The organism is Nocardioides sp. SLBN-35 (assembly GCF_006715725.1).
Classification (GTDB): Bacteria; Actinomycetota; Actinomycetes; order Propionibacteriales; family Nocardioidaceae; genus Nocardioides.
This window is the reverse complement of record NZ_VFNU01000001.1, coordinates 654,358-669,387: the sequence shown is the minus strand read 5'-3', so window position 1 is coordinate 669,387 and position 15,030 is coordinate 654,358. Positions and strand designations below refer to the sequence as shown.

The following is a 15,030-nucleotide window of genomic DNA, read 5'->3' as shown; positions in this document are numbered from 1 at the left end:
CTTCGGCATCTCCTGAGAGATCACACTGCGCGCCTGTAGGGATTCGAACCCCAAACCTTCTGATCCGTAGTCAGATGCTCTATCCGTTGAGCTACAGGCGCTCGTCGCTGTGCGACCGCACGAGAATAGCCGAGGCGACGCGCAGATGCCGAATCACGGACGCCACCGGCACCGGACGGGCGTGTGGAACCATGACGCCATGACCTCCTACGAGCCCGCGGACCGGGCCATCTTCGAGGAGGAGGCGATCGGTCTCTACGAGGCGGTGCTGGCCGAGGGCGGGCTGGCGGCGGACGATCTGCGGCTGGTCGACGGGTCCGCCGTACGACGAGCGTTCGACCTGTTGGTCGAGCTGGGCCTGCTGCAGCTGGACGCCTCGCGGCAGACCTGGCGGCCGGTGGAGCCGAGCAACGCGCAGTCGCGCGTGGTGACGCCACTGGGGAACGAGGGGGCGCGGCTGCTCGAGGAGTCGGCGCGGTGGGCCTCGGCGTTCGCGCACCTGGCCCAGAGCTGGCGTCGTTCGCCGGCCGCGAGCGAGTCGGGGCCGTTCCTCTACCTGCACGGGGAGGCGATCAATCCGTACCTCGCGACCCTGGTGAGCGAGGCGCAGGAGGAGCTGCTGACCGCGCAGCCTCAGGCGACGCGCAGCGCCAAGTCGGTCTCGGAGGCGATGATCCGCGACGTGGAGGCGCTCAAGCGTGGCTTGGCGATGCGGACGCTGTACCAGCACAGCGCGCGGCGGCATCCCGCGACGCACAAGTACGTCGCCACGGTGACCGAGCAGGGCGCCGAGGTCCGCACCCTCGACGAGTTCTTCAACCGGATGATCGTGGTCGACCGCCGGGTCGCGCTGATCCCGGCGGCCGACAGCCTGGCGACCGCGGTCGTCGTACGCGAACCGGCGATCGTGGCGTACCTCGTCGACGTCTTCGAGCGCGCGTTCGCGCGCGGACGCCCGTTCGCCAGCGCGGGGCAGAGCGTCACGAAGGAGATCGCGTCCGAGCAGCGCTCGATGACGATCCGGATGCTCATCGAGGGCCACGCCGACGCGGTCAGTGCGAAGCGGCTCGGCGTCAGCCCGCGCACGTACGCCGGCTACGTCGCCGAGCTCAAGGAGGAGTACGACGCCGAGACGCGCTTCCAGCTCGGCTACACCATGGGGACGCTGGGCATCGCCGGTCAGGACGACGAGGGAACGTCGTCCTGACGCTGCGCCAGGTGCGCGGACCCGTCAGCGGTGGGCGTGGGGGACGACCCGCCAGGTCCAGCCGGTGTCGGCCTCCGCGGACGCGGGAAGAGAGACGATGCCGGCCGTGGTGATCAGCGCGGCGAGGACGAAAGCGGTCTTGCGAGCGAGCTTCTTCATGAGCATTCCCCTCACTGGTGGGCGGCCGAGCCCCGTCCCTCCGGATCTACCCGAACCGCTGGCGCCTACCCCCATGAGGACGCCCCCAAACATCTTCACGCATCGGGCCTGAATAAGCGAGACCCCCGGCAGGTCTGCCGGGGGTCTCGTCGTGCGGCGGAGGCGGAGGGATTTGAACCCTCGATGGGCGATAAACCCAAACCGCATTAGCAGTGCGGCGCCATAGACCGGACTAGGCGACGCCTCCTCCACTGCGCCGGTCAGGGACCGGCCAGCGTGCTCAGGCTACTAGGACCGCGCGCGCCTGTCCCAATCGGGCCCGACCCGTGGGTGGTCAGCCGGCGGCGCGCTTGAGGTGGGCCCGTACGTCGCGCGCGAAGTCGTCCTTGTCGCCGGCCACGAGCTGCACGGGGATGGTCGTGCTGCGCCCGTCGCGCAGCCGCAGCACGAGGCAGTCGATGCCCGAGGGAGCGGCGGCGACGGCGTCCTCGACCTCGGTCCAGCGGGCCTCGGTGGCGCCGGCCGCCCGGATCATCCGGACCTGGTACCCCGCCTCGGTCAGCCGTACGACGACCAGCCGGGCCCGCAGCCACCAGCCCAGCCCGATCAGCCCGAGCAGGCCCAGCCCGAGCACCAGCACCAGCAGGTCGGCGTTGAGCTCGGCGGCGACCACGACCACCGTGACGACGAGGAGCAGTACGGCGAGCAGGACCAGGTAGGCGCCGACGAAACGCGCCATCACCGGTGGTGCGAGGCGGTAGTCGGTGACCGGGGTGGGCTGCGCACTGCTCATGGACCGCATTGTCCCGGCCCGGCCGCGGACCGGCCAAAGCGGCGACGACGCCCCCACTAGACTCGACCTGGTGTCCGGCCGGCGCGTGCGTCGTACCGGGCCCAGGAGGGATGCCGGAGTGGCCGATCGGAACCGCCTTGAAAGCGGTCGTAGGGAGACCTACCGCGGGTTCGAATCCCGCTCCCTCTGCTGACGCGAAGCGCTCACAGCAGCGGCGCGAACCGCCCCGGCTCGGGACGTACGGCCGCTGCCTGCTCCGCCACCCGGCTGCCGCGACCGCGGTTGCCGGTCAGGGCGAGGTCGAGGCGGATCAGGAACCAGCCCAGCACCAGCCCGACGGCCAGCCCGTAGACGACCGACAGCCCGGCCTCGGTGACCGAGACGGCCGGGTTGGCGAGGGCGGTGGCGGTGGGCGAGGTGGCGGCGACGCCGAAGGCGCACACCCACCAGCCCTGCCGGCGCCGGGCCCGCATGTGGCAGCCGTAGGCGAGGGCGGGTACGCCGAGCACGGTCGCGATCGGGCGCGGGAACGCGCCGAGGTGGTCACGGCTCCAGGCCACCCAGCCGAGCAGCTCATCGACCAGGCCGGTCGAGCCGTACCGGCGCAGCATCTCGGCGTACAGCAGGGTCACGGCGAGCACGACGACCCCGATCGCGACGATGACCAGCCCACGCCGGCCGAGGCCGTGGAAGCCCGCGCCGAGGCGGTGGACCAGCACGATCGCGCCGAGGAAGGCGAGCCCGAGCCCGACGTACTCGAAGCGCTCCTTCTGGATCGCCGGCTCGAAGCCGACCGTGGCCATCGCGCCGATCCCGGCGACGACCAGTCCGACCACGCACTCGCGGGCGGCGGTGGCGATCCCTGCCGCGGGCACCGTGATCATCACGCCGAGCACCGCGGCGACGGCGGAGGTGCCGACCGCGGCGCCGGTGAGCAGCAGGTCCTGGTCGGTGAGCACCGCGACCAGCCCGCAGGCCAGCGCGAGCGGGGCGAAGACGAACGGGCGGCCACCGGTCCGGGCGGCCAGCCCCCAGGTGAAGGCGGTCGCGACCGTGATCGCCCCGGCCGTGCCGAGCCAGTCGGGCCCGACCGGCACCATCGCGCAGACCAGGGCGGCGGTGCTGGCCGCGACCACGACGAACCAGATCGTCAGCGGCCAGCGCGACGCCCCGAACTCACCGATGCGCTGCTCGAGCGGGACACGGGAGGGAGCGCGGGACACGGAGGAGCAGCCTACATTCGCCTGTTGGGCAGGGACGGATTGACGCGACGGGCCTCCTCCAGCACCGTGCGCTCGATCACGGCGCGGACCACCTCCGGCTGCTCGGGCGAGCCGGGGCCGGCCTCGTCCAGCACGTCGCCGTAGGGGTCGACGACGAGCGAGTGGCCGCAGTAGCGGCCGGCGGGCTGGCCGACGGCGGCGACGTACGCCGTGTTCTCGATCGCGCGAGCCCTCACCAGGGTGCGCCAGTGGTCGACCTTGCGCGGCCCGGCGACCCAGGCCGCGGGGAGCACGATCAGCTCGGCACCGCGGTCGACCAGGGCTCGGGCGAGCTCGGGGAAGCGGAGGTCGTAGCAAGTCATCAGCCCGACCCTCCAGCCGTGCAGGTCGACCACGACCGGCTCGATCGGGCCGGCGCTGAGCCGGTCGGACTCGCGGTAGCCGAAGGAGTCGTAGAGATGCACCTTGCGGTACGACGCCGTCGCCTCGCCGCGCACCAGCAGGGTGTTCCACGGCCGCTCGGGGTCGGGGCCCTGCTCGAACATCCCGGCGACGAGCGTGGTGCCGTGCGCGGCGGCGGCCTCGGCGAGGGCGGTGCCGAACGGGCCGTCGACGGGCTCGGCGTACGCGCTGACGTCGGAGCCGGCCTCGCCGAAGTCGCGGGCGAAGGCCTCGGGGAAGACCACGAGGTCGACGTCACCGGCGTGTTGGGCGGCCAGCGTCGTCAGCGCCGCGCGGTTGGCGGCGGGGTCGAGCGCCGACGCGGCCTGCACCAGCGCGAGGCGGAGCGAGGGGGCTGTGGGGCTGCTCACGGTGCCAGCCTAGGTGGGTGCTTGAGAGGATCGGGAGGTGGTGATCGAGCTGGGACTGGCCGGATTCGCGGCGATCGTGCTGGCCGGCGGGCAGGGCTCGCGGCTCGGCGGCGTCGACAAGGCCTCGATCGAGGTGGACGGGCGCCCGCTGCTGGAGCACGCGCTCGACGCCGTCATCGACGCCAGCGAGGTCGTCGTGGTCGGGCACCAGGTGCCGACCGACCGGCCGGTGACCTTCGTGCGCGAGGAGCCGCGGTACGGCGGCCCTGCGGCGGGCCTGCTGACGGGGCGCGACGTGCTGCTGCGCTCGTTCCCGACGATCGCGGTGCTCGCGGTCGACATGCCCCGGCTCGCGCCCGGCACCTTCCGCCGCCTCCAGGAGGCCGCGGTGGGCCACGAGGGGGCCGTGCTGGCCGACGCCGACGGTCGCCGGCAGCTGGCGTTCGTGGTGGAGACGGCCCGGCTGGACGCCGTACGACCGGACCACGAGGGGCAGCACGGCATGTCGATCCGGGCGCTGCTCGAGCCGCTCGACCTGGTCGAGGTCGCGCCGCTGGGCGACGAGGCGCGCGACATCGACACCTGGAGCGACCTGCGCGACATCGCCGGCGACGGCTGACCCGCTGATCTGGACTGGTCCCGGAGTGTCCGGAAAACCTTGCACCCGCGGGGTCCTCGGGTGATTCTGGACAGGTGAACCTCCACGACTGGATCGATGAGTTGTGCGACGCCCTCGACATCGAGGCCGAGGCCGACGAGGGCCTGCTGGTCGACCTCGCCGGGATCGCGGTCGAGAACGTCCACCCGGCCGCGGGACTGGTGACCGCCTTCCTGCTGGGGTTCTCCGCGGGTGAAAAGGGCGCCGACCCCGACGCCGTGGAGCGGCTCGCCGCCCGGGCGCAGGCGCTGGCCGAGTCGTGGGACCGGCCCGCCGGTGCGGCCGACGACGAGGACGAGGACGTCGACTTCGAGGAGCTGGCCGACGCCGACTACTCCGACGAGGACTCGCTGGTCTGACCCGCCGCACCCCATTCGAATTGGTTGTCAAACCGCCGAATTCGGAACCAGAACGTAGGGGGTGCCGGGCACCAGACAGACTGGACCCATGCGTGCCGTCACCCAGTCCGCCCCGGGCGGGCCCGAGACCCTCGTCGTCACCGAGCTGCCCGACCCGGTCCCCGGGCCCGGCGAGGTGCTCCTCGACGTGGCCGCGACCGCGGTCAACCGGGCCGACCTGCTGCAGCGACAGGGCTTCTACCCGCCGCCGCCCGGCGCTTCCGGCGTGATCGGCCTGGAGTGCAGCGGCACGGTCGCGGCGCTCGGCTCGGGGGTCACCGGCTGGGCGGTCGGCGACCAGGTGTGCGCGCTGCTGGCCGGCGGCGGCTACGCGAGCCGGGTCGTCGTACCGGCCGGACAGCTGATGCCGGTCCCCGACGGAGTCGACCTGGTCACCGCCGCGGCACTTCCCGAGGTGGCGTGCACGGTGTGGTCGAACGTGTTCATGATCGCCGGCCTGCGGCCCGGGGACACCTTCCTCGTGCACGGCGGGGGCGGCGGGATCGGCACCTTCGCGATCCAGCTCGCCGCCGCGTCCGGCGCGCGGGTGTTCACCACCGCGGGCAGCGCGGAGAAGCTCGAGCGGTGCCGCGAGCTCGGCGCCGAGGTGGCGATCAACTACCGCGACGAGGACTTCGTCGAGGTCGTGCGTACGGCGACCGACGGGTCCGGAGCGGACGTCGTCCTCGACAACATGGGCGCGAAGTACCTCGCCCGCAACGTCGACGTGCTCGCCGACGAGGGCCGCCTCGTCGTCATCGGCATGCAGGGCGGCACCAAGGCCGAGCTGGACCTCGGCCGGCTGCTGTCGAAGCGCGGCGCGGTGATCGCGACCGCGCTCCGGTCCCGTCCGGCCGAGGGGAAGGCCCGGATCTGCGCGTCGGTCGTCGAGCACGTGTGGCCGCTCGTGGCCGACGGGACGATCCAGCCGATCGTCTCCGCCGTGCTCCCCCTCGACGACGTCGCGCAGGCGCACCGGATGATCGAGTCCGGCGACGCCGTCGGCAAGGTCCTGCTCACCCCCTGACCAGACCTCCGGTTCGGGCGATCAGTCGCTCCTCCTGTCGTCGAGGCACAGGATGTTGTCCTCGCTGTCCTTGAACCACGCGGCGTGGCCCATGTCGCCCATGGAGGCGACGTCGCCGTCCCAGGTGATGCCGGGCATGTCGTACTGCTCGAACGTGACACCACGGCTCTTGAGCTCCTCGACCACGGGACGCACGTCGGCGACGTGCAGCTGGGCGATGGTGTGCCCCGCCTGGCCGGCGTACTGCGTCTCGTAGAGGAAGAAGTCCGTCCCGCCGGTGCGGTAGATCAGCCCGCCCGGGTTCTCCTCGACCGGTTCGAGGCCGAGGATGTCGGCGTAGTACTTCCTGGCGCGCCCGATGTCGCCCGCGGGGATGTTCGCGGTGACCTGGCAGTTCTCCAACAGCATCGGACGGCTCCCGTCAGGCACTCTGGAAGTGCGGATTGTGGAGGTCGTGGAAGGTCGCGCCCTGCATCGCGTACTCCAGCTCCCGGCGTACGTCGGCCGGCGGCTCGATCCGCTCGCCCTCACGGGCCGCGTCCTCGGTGGTGAACGCGACGGTCTCGACGAAGGAGCCGTCGGGCTCGATGGCGAGGGTGCCGCCGAGGATCTCCGGGCGCATCTCGTGCAGCGTCTCGGTGTCGGCCATCATCGCCTTGAGCCGGCTCGGGTCGTCGACCTTGCCGGTGATGATCTGCACGAAGCCGGCCTCGTCGGAGCCGCCGTCCATGAAGAGAGTGACGTCGTCGCAGTCGTGGAACTCGGCGGGACCGTCCATGAGGGCCATGAACCGCTCGGCCCAGGCGCCCTGCTCGGCCCGGGCGGAGTTGGCCATCGCCTCGTCACGGGACGCGAAGCGCACGACGGCCATCAGCTGGTCGTCATCGGTGTAGCCATAGGTGCCGCCCAGCCAGCCGGTCGCACCGGGAGCCAGGTCCCGCCGCCACTCGTCGAGCATCGCGTCGGCCTCGGCCTGCCGGGTGCAGGCGGCCTGGATCATCTGGATGAACATGTGCTGCTCCTCGGTCGTCGGATCGGACGTGGATGTCCACAGGGATCGGTCGAGGCCGCACACACCGGGCCCCGGCCGGGCCCATCGGCAACGTACGCCGGCGCGGTGTCCGTGACATCGCCCAAGAGGGGGATGAGGGGATCCTCTAAGTTGGGGTCATGAGCGAGAACGCCTCCGGGAGCGAAGAGCAGATCGTCGTCATCGGTCCGGACGGACAGCCGATCGGCACCGTCCCGGCGTCCGCCGTCGAGCAGGCCGGCGCCACCGCCGCCGACGACGGCGAGGGCGACGACGGTGAGCGCGCGCTGACCGACCTGGTCGAGCAGCCCGCGAAGGTGATGCGGATCGGCAGCATGATCCGCCAGCTCCTCGAGGAGGTGAAGGCGGCTCCGCTCGACGAGGCCAGCCGCAGCCGTCTCGCGGCGATCCACCGCTCCTCGATCGCCGAGCTCGAGCAGGGTCTGGCCCCCGAGCTCGTCGAGGAGCTCGAGCGGCTCTCGCTGCCGTTCTCCGAGGACGCCACGCCGTCGGAGTCGGAGCTGCGGATCGCCCAGGCCCAGCTGGTCGGCTGGCTCGAGGGCCTCTTCCACGGCATCCAGACCGCGATCTACGCTCAGCAGATGGCGGCCCGCGCGCAGTTCGAGCAGATCCGGCGAGCGCTGCCGCCCGGCATGAGCCTCGGCGGTCCGGGGGGTCCGGGCGGTCCGGGCGCCCACCCGGCCGAGCAGCCGGCTCCCGACCAGCCCGGTGGCGGCGAGCAGTCCTCGTCGGGCGGGATGTACCTCTAGCCGCGGGGGCGGCGGCCCAGCCGGGAGACCAGCAGCAGCCCGAGCAGGCCGATCAGGCTGATCGCGCCGCCGGAGGCGAGCACCCGGCTGATCTGGGGCGGGTCGCCCAGCGGGTCGGACGGCTGGTGGAAGCTGACCGGCTCCGGCTCCGGCTCGGGCACCGGTGGCGGCTCGACGACGGCGAGGTACTTCTTCAGCATCCCCGCGACCTTCGGGGTCAGGCCCTTGGGCAACAGCACCGTGCCCCCGCAGGCGTCGGCGACGATCCCGTCGACGGTGTCCTTGGTGAAGAAGAGGTACGACGCCCCCTGGCTCACGCCGGGCTGCGCGCCCACCGGCCAGTCGATGGTGACGGCGGCCTGCTGGCCCTTGGCGACGTCGCCCAGCCAGGCGTGCTCGACGGTGACGCCGTAGCCGACGCGACCCGAGCCGGTCACCGGCGCGGCCGCGTCGACCCGGCCGACGAAGACGTCGTCGGCCGCGGCGGCGCGCTGGTCGACGACCGCCTCGTCGGTGATGTCGATGGGGGCGCAGTCGGCCGGGAGCCCGCCGTACGCCTCCGCGGCGTCCGCGACGGCGGCACCCGGCAGCGCGACGAGCGCCACCGGCACCGCGAGCAGGGCAGCGCGGAGCAGTCGGGGGGACCTCACAGGTCCATCCCACCAGATCCGGCGGCGGGGAACCAGCGGCCGATCTCGACGGCGGCACCGTCCTCGTCGACGGTGTCGGTGACCGCGTCGGCGATCTGCTTCACCTCGTCGACGGCCTGGCCCATGGCCACGCCGCGGCCGGCCCACTGCAACATCTCGATGTCGTTGCGGCCGTCGCCGATGGCGAGCACGTCGGCCCGGTCGATGCCGAGCTGCTGGGCGACGTACTCCAGGCCGGAGGCCTTGGACACGCCGACCGGGGCGAGGTCGAGCCAGGCGGTCCAACCGACGACGTAGTCAGTGCCGTGGAGGCCCAGGTTGGCGGCGAGGGCGACGAAGTCCTCGGCGGTCGCCTTCGGGTCGCGGATGATCACGCGACTGACCGGCTGGGCGACCATGTCGTCGACGTCGGCGATGATCGTCGTACCGCCGAGCTCGCCGTCGGGGAACGGTCCGGACACGCGGTAGCCGACCCCGCGCTCCTCGACCGCGACCAGGGCCTCGGGGTGCTGGGCCAGGACGGCGGCGACAGCGGGGCGAGCGTCGAAGGTGACCTCGTGGACGACCTCGGCGGGCGGGTAGCGCAGCACGACGGCGCCGTTGGCGGCGACGATCCAGAGCTGCTCGCCGTGGCCGTGGAGGTCGAGCTTGTCGGCCACGACCGTCATGTTGTGGGGCGCCCGGCCCGAGGACAGCACGACGTGGGCGCCGGAGTCGAGGACCCGCTGGACGGCGTCGTGCACCGCGGGCGTGACCTCCTCGTGGCTCATGCCGAGCCCCGCCACCCACTTGAGCAGGGTGCCGTCGATGTCGAGGGCGACGAGGCGGGGCTGCCAGTCGCTCATCGGTTCACGGGCTCCAGCACCTCGAGGCCGCCCATGAACGGCTGCAGCGCCTTCGGGACCCGGACCGACCCGTCGGCCTGCTGGTGGGTCTCGAGCACGGCGACGATCGCGCGGGTGATCGCGGTCAGCGTGCCGTTGAGGGTGGCGATCGGCCCGGTCCTGTCGCCGAACCGGCCGCGGGTGTCGAGGCGGCGGGTCTGGAAGTCGGTGCAGTTGGAGGTCGAGGTGAGCTCGCGGTACTTGCCCTGGGTGGGGATCCACGCCTCGCAGTCGAACTTGCGGATCGCGCTGCCGCCGAGGTCGCCGGCCGCGATGTCGACGACCTGGTAGGCGAGCTCGAGCTTGTCGAGGAACTCCTTCTCCCAGGCGAGCAGGCGCTGGTGCTCGGCCTCGGCGTCCTCCAGCGTCGTGTAGACGAACATCTCGACCTTGTCGAACCAGTGGACCCGGATGATCCCCTTGGTGTCCTTGCCGTGCGAGCCGGCCTCCTTGCGGAAGCACGGGCTGAAGCTGGCGTAGCGGCGCGGCAGGCTGTCGGCGTCGAGGATCTCCTTGGAGTGGTAGGCCGCCATGGGCACCTCCGAGGTACCGACCAGGTAGAGGTCCTCGCCCTCGATCCGGTAGATGTCCTCGCCGCCGCCCTGGTCGAGGTAGCCGGTGCCCTCCATCGCCTCGGTGCGCACCAGCGACGGCGCGATCACCTGGGTGAACCCGGCGTTGCGGGCCTGCTCCATGGCGAGGTTGACCAGCGCCAGCTCGAGCTGGGCACCCACGCCGGTGAGGAAGTAGAAGCGGCTGCCGCTGACCTTGGCACCGCGCTCGAGGTCGATCGCGCCGAGCATCCGGCCGAGCTCGATGTGGTCGCGCGGCTCGAAGCCCTCCTTCGCGAAGTCCCGCGGCGTGCCCACGGTCTCGAGGACGACGAAGTCGTCCTCGCCGCCGGTCGGGGTCTGGTCCGCGACGACGTTGGGGATCGCCTTGAGGGCGGTGGTCCACGCCTCGTCGGCGTCGGTCTGCGCCGCCTCCAGGTCCTTGACCTCGGCCGCCAGCTGCTTGACCTGCGCGAGCAGCGCCTGCTTCTCCTCGCCCTGCGCCTGCGCGACCTGCTTGCCGAACGTCTTCTGGGCGGCGCGCTTCTCCTCGAAGGCGGAGATGGCGGCGCGTCGTACGTGGTCGGCCTGCAGGGCTGCATCGACCACGTCGGGAGACGCCCCGCGCTTGGCCTGCGAGGCACGGACGCGGTCGGGCTCGTCGCGGAGGAGGCGCGGGTCGATCATGCGGCTCAGGTTATCCGCCGCCCTCGACACACCGCGCATCGGTTTCGCTGGCTCCTCGATCCCCCGAATCGTTCGATCGAACGGTTCGGGGGAGTTTCGTGGCAGAAATCCCCTCGAACCGTTCGATCGAACGATTTGAGGGGCCGGAGATCAGTACAGCGCGATGGGTTCCGGCGCCGGGAAGAGCTCGTCCAGCTCGGCGAGGTCCTCGGCGGTGGGCACCCACCGGTCGGCCTGCGCATTGGCGGCGACCTGCTCGGGCGAGGTGGCGCCGGCGATGACCGATGCGACGGGCGACTGGGCGAGCAGCCATCCGATGGCGACGGTGACCTCCGAGATGCCGCGCTCGCGGGCGAAGTCCGAGTAGGCCTTGAGGGTCGGGGAGACCGCGTCCTCGAGCAGGTGCTGGCGGGTGTGCGAGAGACGGGAGCCCTCGGGGGCGTTGCCGGAGGCGTACTTGCCGGTGAGCAGGCCGTTGGCGAGTGGGAAGTACGGCAGCACACCGATGTCGAACGCGCGGGAGGCGGGCAGTACCTCGAGCTCGGCGCGGCGATCGGTGAGGTTGTAGTGGTTCTGGGCGGAGACGAACCGCTCGACACCGAGCTCGCGGGCGACGTACTCGGCCTGGGCGATCTGCCAGCCGGCCCGGTTGGAGTGGCCGAGATAGCGGACCTTCCCGGAGCGCACCAGGTCGTCGAGGGCGGACATCGTCTCCTCGATCGGGGTCCGCGGGTCGGGCGTGTGGAACTGGAAGAGGTCGATCCAGTCCGTGCCGAGCCGGCGCAGCGACGCCTCGACGGCGGTCCGGATGTAGCGGCGCGAGCCCCGGACGCCGAAGTCGGGGCCGTTGGCGCCGCGCATGTCCATGCCGAACTTGGTGGCCACGATCACGTCGGCCCGCCGCGCGCCGAGCGCCTTGCCGAGCCGCTCCTCGGACAGGCCAGGCGTGGCGCCGTACACGTCGGCGACGTCGAAGAAGGTGATCCCAGCGTCCAGCGCGGCGCCGATCACGCGGTCGGTGCCCTCCTGGGACTCCGTGGCGGCGCCGGGGCGGCCGAGGTTGTTGCAGCCGAGGCCGACGCGGGAGACGACGAGGCCCGAGCGGCCGAGGGTCACGGAAGAGGGGGCGGTCATGCCTCGACGTTATCCTCCACCAGTGCTCGACCGACCCCGCCGGACCCCGCTGCTGGCCTCGCTGATCCTGCTCGCCCTGTTCGCGGGGGTGGCCGGAGCCGTCGCCGCCGACTGGTCCTGGGTGGTCGATCTCGACAGCCACGGCGAGGCCGCCCGCAACTGGGCCGGCGACCAGGGCTGGCTGGAGCACCCCCTGCGGATCGTCGAGATCGTCTTCGGCACCGCCTGCATGACCGCGATCACCGCGGTGCTGGCCGTCACCCTGTTCGTCAAGGGGCACCGGCGCGCCGGGATCCTGGTCGCGGCGGTGATGGCGGCGACCGCGCTGGCGACGTACGGCACCAAGGTGCTCGTCGGCCGCGGCCGGCCCGTCTGGCAGGACCCCCAGTACTTCCTGCACTCCAACGCCTTCCCGTCGGGCCACACCTCCTCGGCCGCCGCCTTCGCCGGCCTGGTCGTGCTGCTCGCCGTGATGCTCGTCCGACGACCCGGCATCCGCCGCCTGCTCTCGATCCTCGCGGTCCTGGTGTGGGCGCTGGTCGCCGCGGACCGGATCCTGCTCGGGCGGCACTACCCGAGCGACGTGGTCGGCGGCACCCTGCTCGGGATCGGGGTGCTGCTCCTCGGGGTGGCGCTCTACAACCCGCTCCCCCGCAGCCACGCGCTCAAGGCCGAGCCGCTGCCCCAGCCGTTCCCGTCGGCGCGCAAGCTGGCCGTCGTCCTCAACCCGATCAAGGTCGAGTCGGTCGAGCAGTTCCAGACCCTGGTGACCCAGATGGCGTTGGAGTCCGGCTGGAACGAGCCGCGCTGGTACCTCACCACCGTCGAGGACTCCGGCACCGGACAGGCCGAGCAGGCCGCCGTCGAGGGCGCCGACCTGGTCATCGTCTGCGGTGGCGACGGCACGGTGCGTGAGGTGTGCGCCGAGCTCGCCGGCACCGGCGTCCCGGTGGGCGTGGTCCCGGCCGGCACCGGCAACCTGCTGGCCCGCAACCTGGAGATCCCGCTCTTCATCCGCGCCGCCATCGACATCGCGCTCACCGGCCAGGACCGGGCCATCGACATGGTCGAGGTCGACGGCGACGGCCTCGAGCCCACCCATTTCATGGTGATGGCCGGCATGGGCTTCGACGCCGCGATCATGGAGGGCGTCAACGAGGACCTCAAGAAGAAGGTCGGCTGGCTCGCCTACGTCCTCTCCGCGCTCAAGGGCCTGATGTTCCCGGCGATGAGGCTGGAGATCTCGGTCGACGACATGCCGTTCACCAAGCACCGCGCCCGCACCTGCGTGATCGGCAACGTCGGCAGCCTGCAGGGCGGGATGAACCTGATCCCCGACGCCGCCATCGACGACGGCCAGCTCGACGTGGTGCTGCTCTACCCGCGCCGCTTCCTGAGCTGGATCCCCCTGGTGCTGCGCGTCGTGACCCGGCGCGAGCACAACGCCGGAGAGTCGGTCGCGCGGATGACCGGACGCAAGGTCGTCGTACGAGCGTCGGGGGAGGTGCCGCGCCAGCTCGACGGCGACACCATCGGCCTGGGCTCCGAGCTGCGGATGGAGTGCATCCACGGCCGGGTGCTGGTGCGGGTGCCGCGGACCGTGTGAACCGCGCCCCTTCGAATTGGTCCGAGATCGCGCCGATCTGCGACCAATTCGTAGGGGGCGCGGTCAACTCCGGGCCAGCCGCGCGTGGGCGACGGCCTCGGCCTCCTCGGGCGACAGCTCCTGGTCGCTGCTCCAGCCGGCGACCGACTTGGCGTAGGTGCGGGCCTCGTTGCGGCCCCGGATCGAGGTGAGCACGACCCCGTCGCCGGCGTCGTCGAGCAGCGCGAGCGACCACGACAGCCGCCCGCCCATCTCGTCGAAGGCGTCGTAGCGGACGACGGCCAGGTGGCGCAGTGCGCCGACCGCCTCGGCCCGCAGCGCGGCGACCTCGCGGCGCAGCCCGGCGGCATCGGCGGGGAGGTCGTCGGCGTCCGTCGTACGACGATCGCGACCGTTGCGGAGCGCCACGGCGAGGGCGGCGGCGGCCACGAGAAGGGCGAGGAGCGCGAGGACGACGGCCATGAGGGCGACCGTAGTCGGCGAGACGGGGCAGGGAGCGGCCACGCGCCGCCACTACCCTTGCCGCATGGCCCGTATCGCGTACCAGGGGGAACCCGGCGCCAACTCGCACATCGTGTGCAAGCAGCACTACCCGGACGCCGAAGCGGTCGCCTGCGCTTCCTTCGAGGACGTCTTCGCGGCCGTGGCCAGCGGTGACTGCGACCTCGCGCTGATCCCGATCGACAACTCGATCGCGGGCCGGGTCGCCGACATCCACCACTTCCTGCCCGACTCGGGGCTGCACATCATCGCCGAGCACTTCCTGCGCATCCAGTTCCACCTGATGGTGGTGCCGGGCGCGTCCACCGACACGCTGCGGACCGTGCACAGCCACGTCCACGCGCTGGGCCAGTGCCGCAAGGTGATCCGCGACCTCGGGCTGACCCCGATCATCTCCGGCGACACCGCCGGCGCCGCCCGCGAGATCGCCGAGGCCGGCGACCCGACCCAGGCCGCGATCGCGCCGCCGCTCGCCGCGGAGATCTACGGCCTGGAGATCCTGCGCAAGGACGTCGAGGACGAGGACCACAACACGACCCGCTTCGTGCTGCTCTCCCCCGAGTACGTCATGGCGCCGCAGGGGAACGGCCCGGTCGTCACCAGCTTCGTCTTCAACGTCCGCAACCTGCCCTCGGCGCTCTACAAGGCGCTCGGCGGGTTCGCGACCAACGGCATCAACATGACCAAGCTGGAGAGCTACATGGTCGGCGGCCACTTCGCCGCCACGCAGTTCCTCGCCGAGGTCGACGGGCACCCCGACGACCCGGGCCTCAAGCGGGCGCTGGAGGAGCTGACCTTCTTCACCACCGACATCAAGGTGCTCGGGGTCTACCCGGCCGACCCGTTCCGCAGCTGAGCCGACCAGGCCCCGTGCGCGGTCGGATGTCCGGGATAACGCGAGTGTCCCGGACACGTTGTGACAGGTGTCTCCCGCACCGGC

At 72.0% G+C, this 15,030-nt stretch carries 18 protein-coding genes and 3 tRNA genes; 8 read left to right on the top strand and 13 right to left on the bottom strand.

Annotated elements, in window-relative coordinates:
- Positions 1 to 28: 28 nt before the first annotated feature.
- Positions 29 to 101, bottom strand: a tRNA-Arg gene (locus FBY23_RS03345).
- A 98-nt stretch (positions 102 to 199) separates the two neighbouring features.
- Here FBY23_RS03345 and FBY23_RS03340 point away from each other — a divergent pair.
- Positions 200 to 1,207, top strand: coding sequence for a LuxR family transcriptional regulator (locus tag FBY23_RS03340; RefSeq protein ID WP_141796848.1), 1,008 nt, complete (start codon positions 200 to 202; stop codon positions 1,205 to 1,207).
- Positions 1,208 to 1,231: 24 nt separating this feature from the next.
- On the opposite strand, the gene FBY23_RS26585 is transcribed toward FBY23_RS03340, so the two are convergent.
- The 3 genes from FBY23_RS26585 to FBY23_RS03330 form a co-directional block, all read right to left on the bottom strand.
- The gene (locus tag FBY23_RS26585) at positions 1,232 to 1,366 is read right to left on the bottom strand and encodes a hypothetical protein (RefSeq protein ID WP_260805717.1); all 135 of its coding nucleotides are present in this window, start codon (positions 1,364 to 1,366) and stop codon (positions 1,232 to 1,234) included.
- Positions 1,367 to 1,523: 157 nt separating this feature from the next.
- A tRNA-Ser gene (locus FBY23_RS03335) sits at positions 1,524 to 1,613 on the bottom strand.
- Between the two features lie 87 nt (positions 1,614 to 1,700).
- Positions 1,701 to 2,159 carry a hypothetical protein gene (locus FBY23_RS03330; RefSeq protein ID WP_141796847.1) on the bottom strand — a complete coding sequence of 153 codons (459 nt, stop codon included), beginning with the start codon at positions 2,157 to 2,159 and terminating at the stop codon, positions 1,701 to 1,703.
- A 104-nt stretch (positions 2,160 to 2,263) separates the two neighbouring features.
- Here FBY23_RS03330 and FBY23_RS03325 point away from each other — a divergent pair.
- Positions 2,264 to 2,348 (top strand) — tRNA-Ser (locus tag FBY23_RS03325).
- A gap of 14 nt (positions 2,349 to 2,362) precedes the next feature.
- Here FBY23_RS03325 and FBY23_RS03320 read toward each other — a convergent pair.
- On the bottom strand, positions 2,363 to 3,382 hold the full coding sequence (locus FBY23_RS03320) for a hypothetical protein (protein WP_141796846.1): 1,020 nt from the start codon (positions 3,380 to 3,382) through the stop codon (positions 2,363 to 2,365).
- An 11-nt stretch (positions 3,383 to 3,393) separates the two neighbouring features.
- The gene (locus FBY23_RS03315; protein WP_141796845.1) at positions 3,394 to 4,194 is read right to left on the bottom strand and encodes a carbon-nitrogen hydrolase family protein; all 801 of its coding nucleotides are present in this window, start codon (positions 4,192 to 4,194) and stop codon (positions 3,394 to 3,396) included.
- A gap of 37 nt (positions 4,195 to 4,231) precedes the next feature.
- Here FBY23_RS03315 and FBY23_RS03310 point away from each other — a divergent pair, with 37 nt between their 5' ends.
- The 3 genes from FBY23_RS03310 (at position 4,232) to FBY23_RS03300 (ending at position 6,277) form a co-directional block, all read left to right on the top strand.
- Positions 4,232 to 4,813: a molybdenum cofactor guanylyltransferase gene (locus FBY23_RS03310; protein ID WP_260805716.1), complete on the top strand. Its 582-nt coding sequence runs from the start codon at positions 4,232 to 4,234 to the stop codon at positions 4,811 to 4,813.
- Between the two features lie 74 nt (positions 4,814 to 4,887).
- Positions 4,888 to 5,211: a DUF6457 domain-containing protein gene (locus FBY23_RS03305; RefSeq protein WP_141796844.1), complete on the top strand. Its 324-nt coding sequence runs from the start codon at positions 4,888 to 4,890 to the stop codon at positions 5,209 to 5,211.
- An 88-nt stretch (positions 5,212 to 5,299) separates the two neighbouring features.
- Positions 5,300 to 6,277, top strand: coding sequence for an NAD(P)H-quinone oxidoreductase (locus tag FBY23_RS03300; protein ID WP_141796843.1), 978 nt, complete (start codon positions 5,300 to 5,302; stop codon positions 6,275 to 6,277).
- A 21-nt stretch (positions 6,278 to 6,298) separates the two neighbouring features.
- Here FBY23_RS03300 and FBY23_RS03295 read toward each other — a convergent pair whose 3' ends face one another.
- On the bottom strand, positions 6,299 to 6,685 hold the full coding sequence (locus FBY23_RS03295; protein ID WP_222117710.1) for a VOC family protein: 387 nt from the start codon (positions 6,683 to 6,685) through the stop codon (positions 6,299 to 6,301).
- Positions 6,686 to 6,698: 13 nt separating this feature from the next.
- Positions 6,699 to 7,289, bottom strand: a complete 591-nt coding sequence (locus tag FBY23_RS03290; protein ID WP_141796842.1) for a hypothetical protein — start codon at positions 7,287 to 7,289, stop codon at positions 6,699 to 6,701.
- Positions 7,290 to 7,447: 158 nt separating this feature from the next.
- Between FBY23_RS03290 and FBY23_RS03285 the strand changes: the two genes are divergently transcribed.
- Positions 7,448 to 8,077: a bacterial proteasome activator family protein gene (locus tag FBY23_RS03285; RefSeq protein ID WP_141796841.1), complete on the top strand. Its 630-nt coding sequence runs from the start codon at positions 7,448 to 7,450 to the stop codon at positions 8,075 to 8,077.
- On the opposite strand, the gene FBY23_RS03280 is transcribed toward FBY23_RS03285, so the two are convergent.
- The 4 genes from FBY23_RS03280 to FBY23_RS03265 all read right to left on the bottom strand — a co-directional run bounded on the left by FBY23_RS03280 (position 8,074) and on the right by FBY23_RS03265 (position 11,983).
- A complete protein-coding gene (locus FBY23_RS03280) occupies positions 8,074 to 8,727 on the bottom strand; it encodes a hypothetical protein (protein WP_141796840.1) in 654 nt (217 codons plus the stop codon). The two genes, FBY23_RS03285 and FBY23_RS03280, sit on opposite strands and share 4 nt — an antisense overlap.
- Positions 8,724 to 9,572 carry an HAD family hydrolase gene (locus FBY23_RS03275; RefSeq protein WP_141796839.1) on the bottom strand — a complete coding sequence of 283 codons (849 nt, stop codon included), beginning with the start codon at positions 9,570 to 9,572 and terminating at the stop codon, positions 8,724 to 8,726. The genes FBY23_RS03280 and FBY23_RS03275 overlap by 4 nt, the downstream gene beginning before the upstream one ends.
- Positions 9,569 to 10,849 carry a serine--tRNA ligase gene (gene serS, locus FBY23_RS03270; protein WP_141796838.1) on the bottom strand — a complete coding sequence of 427 codons (1,281 nt, stop codon included), beginning with the start codon at positions 10,847 to 10,849 and terminating at the stop codon, positions 9,569 to 9,571. Before serS ends, FBY23_RS03275 begins: the two co-directional genes overlap by 4 nt.
- A gap of 150 nt (positions 10,850 to 10,999) precedes the next feature.
- Positions 11,000 to 11,983 carry an aldo/keto reductase gene (locus FBY23_RS03265; RefSeq protein WP_141796837.1) on the bottom strand — a complete coding sequence of 328 codons (984 nt, stop codon included), beginning with the start codon at positions 11,981 to 11,983 and terminating at the stop codon, positions 11,000 to 11,002.
- A 22-nt stretch (positions 11,984 to 12,005) separates the two neighbouring features.
- On the opposite strand from FBY23_RS03265, the gene FBY23_RS03260 reads away from it, so the two are divergent.
- Positions 12,006 to 13,589, top strand: coding sequence for a YegS/Rv2252/BmrU family lipid kinase (locus FBY23_RS03260; RefSeq protein ID WP_260805714.1), 1,584 nt, complete (start codon positions 12,006 to 12,008; stop codon positions 13,587 to 13,589).
- 63 nt (positions 13,590 to 13,652) lie between these two features.
- Here FBY23_RS03260 and FBY23_RS03255 read toward each other — a convergent pair whose 3' ends face one another.
- Complete coding sequence (locus FBY23_RS03255; RefSeq protein WP_141796835.1) at positions 13,653 to 14,051, bottom strand: DUF4446 family protein; 399 nt, start codon at positions 14,049 to 14,051, stop codon at positions 13,653 to 13,655.
- A gap of 64 nt (positions 14,052 to 14,115) precedes the next feature.
- Here FBY23_RS03255 and FBY23_RS03250 point away from each other — a divergent pair, with 64 nt between their 5' ends.
- Complete coding sequence (locus tag FBY23_RS03250) at positions 14,116 to 14,946, top strand: prephenate dehydratase (protein WP_141796834.1); 831 nt, start codon at positions 14,116 to 14,118, stop codon at positions 14,944 to 14,946.
- Positions 14,947 to 15,030 lie beyond the last annotated feature (84 nt).

What these genes read in the sequence shown, in the direction of transcription:
- FBY23_RS03340 (WP_141796848.1), top strand. Translation starts at nt 200, where the DNA reads ATGACCTCCTACGAGCCCGCGGACCGGGCCATCTTCGAGGAGGAGGCG.
- FBY23_RS26585 (WP_260805717.1), bottom strand. Translation starts at nt 1,366, where the DNA reads ATGAAGAAGCTCGCTCGCAAGACCGCTTTCGTCCTCGCCGCGCTGATC.
- FBY23_RS03330 (WP_141796847.1), bottom strand. Translation starts at nt 2,159, where the DNA reads ATGAGCAGTGCGCAGCCCACCCCGGTCACCGACTACCGCCTCGCACCA.
- FBY23_RS03300 (WP_141796843.1), top strand. Translation starts at nt 5,300, where the DNA reads ATGCGTGCCGTCACCCAGTCCGCCCCGGGCGGGCCCGAGACCCTCGTC.
- FBY23_RS03295 (WP_222117710.1), bottom strand. Translation starts at nt 6,685, where the DNA reads ATGCTGTTGGAGAACTGCCAGGTCACCGCGAACATCCCCGCGGGCGAC.
- FBY23_RS03290 (WP_141796842.1), bottom strand. Translation starts at nt 7,289, where the DNA reads ATGTTCATCCAGATGATCCAGGCCGCCTGCACCCGGCAGGCCGAGGCC.
- FBY23_RS03285 (WP_141796841.1), top strand. Translation starts at nt 7,448, where the DNA reads ATGAGCGAGAACGCCTCCGGGAGCGAAGAGCAGATCGTCGTCATCGGT.
- FBY23_RS03275 (WP_141796839.1), bottom strand. Translation starts at nt 9,572, where the DNA reads ATGAGCGACTGGCAGCCCCGCCTCGTCGCCCTCGACATCGACGGCACC.
- serS (WP_141796838.1), bottom strand. Translation starts at nt 10,849, where the DNA reads ATGATCGACCCGCGCCTCCTCCGCGACGAGCCCGACCGCGTCCGTGCC.
- FBY23_RS03265 (WP_141796837.1), bottom strand. Translation starts at nt 11,983, where the DNA reads ATGACCGCCCCCTCTTCCGTGACCCTCGGCCGCTCGGGCCTCGTCGTC.
- FBY23_RS03255 (WP_141796835.1), bottom strand. Translation starts at nt 14,051, where the DNA reads ATGGCCGTCGTCCTCGCGCTCCTCGCCCTTCTCGTGGCCGCCGCCGCC.
- FBY23_RS03250 (WP_141796834.1), top strand. Translation starts at nt 14,116, where the DNA reads ATGGCCCGTATCGCGTACCAGGGGGAACCCGGCGCCAACTCGCACATC.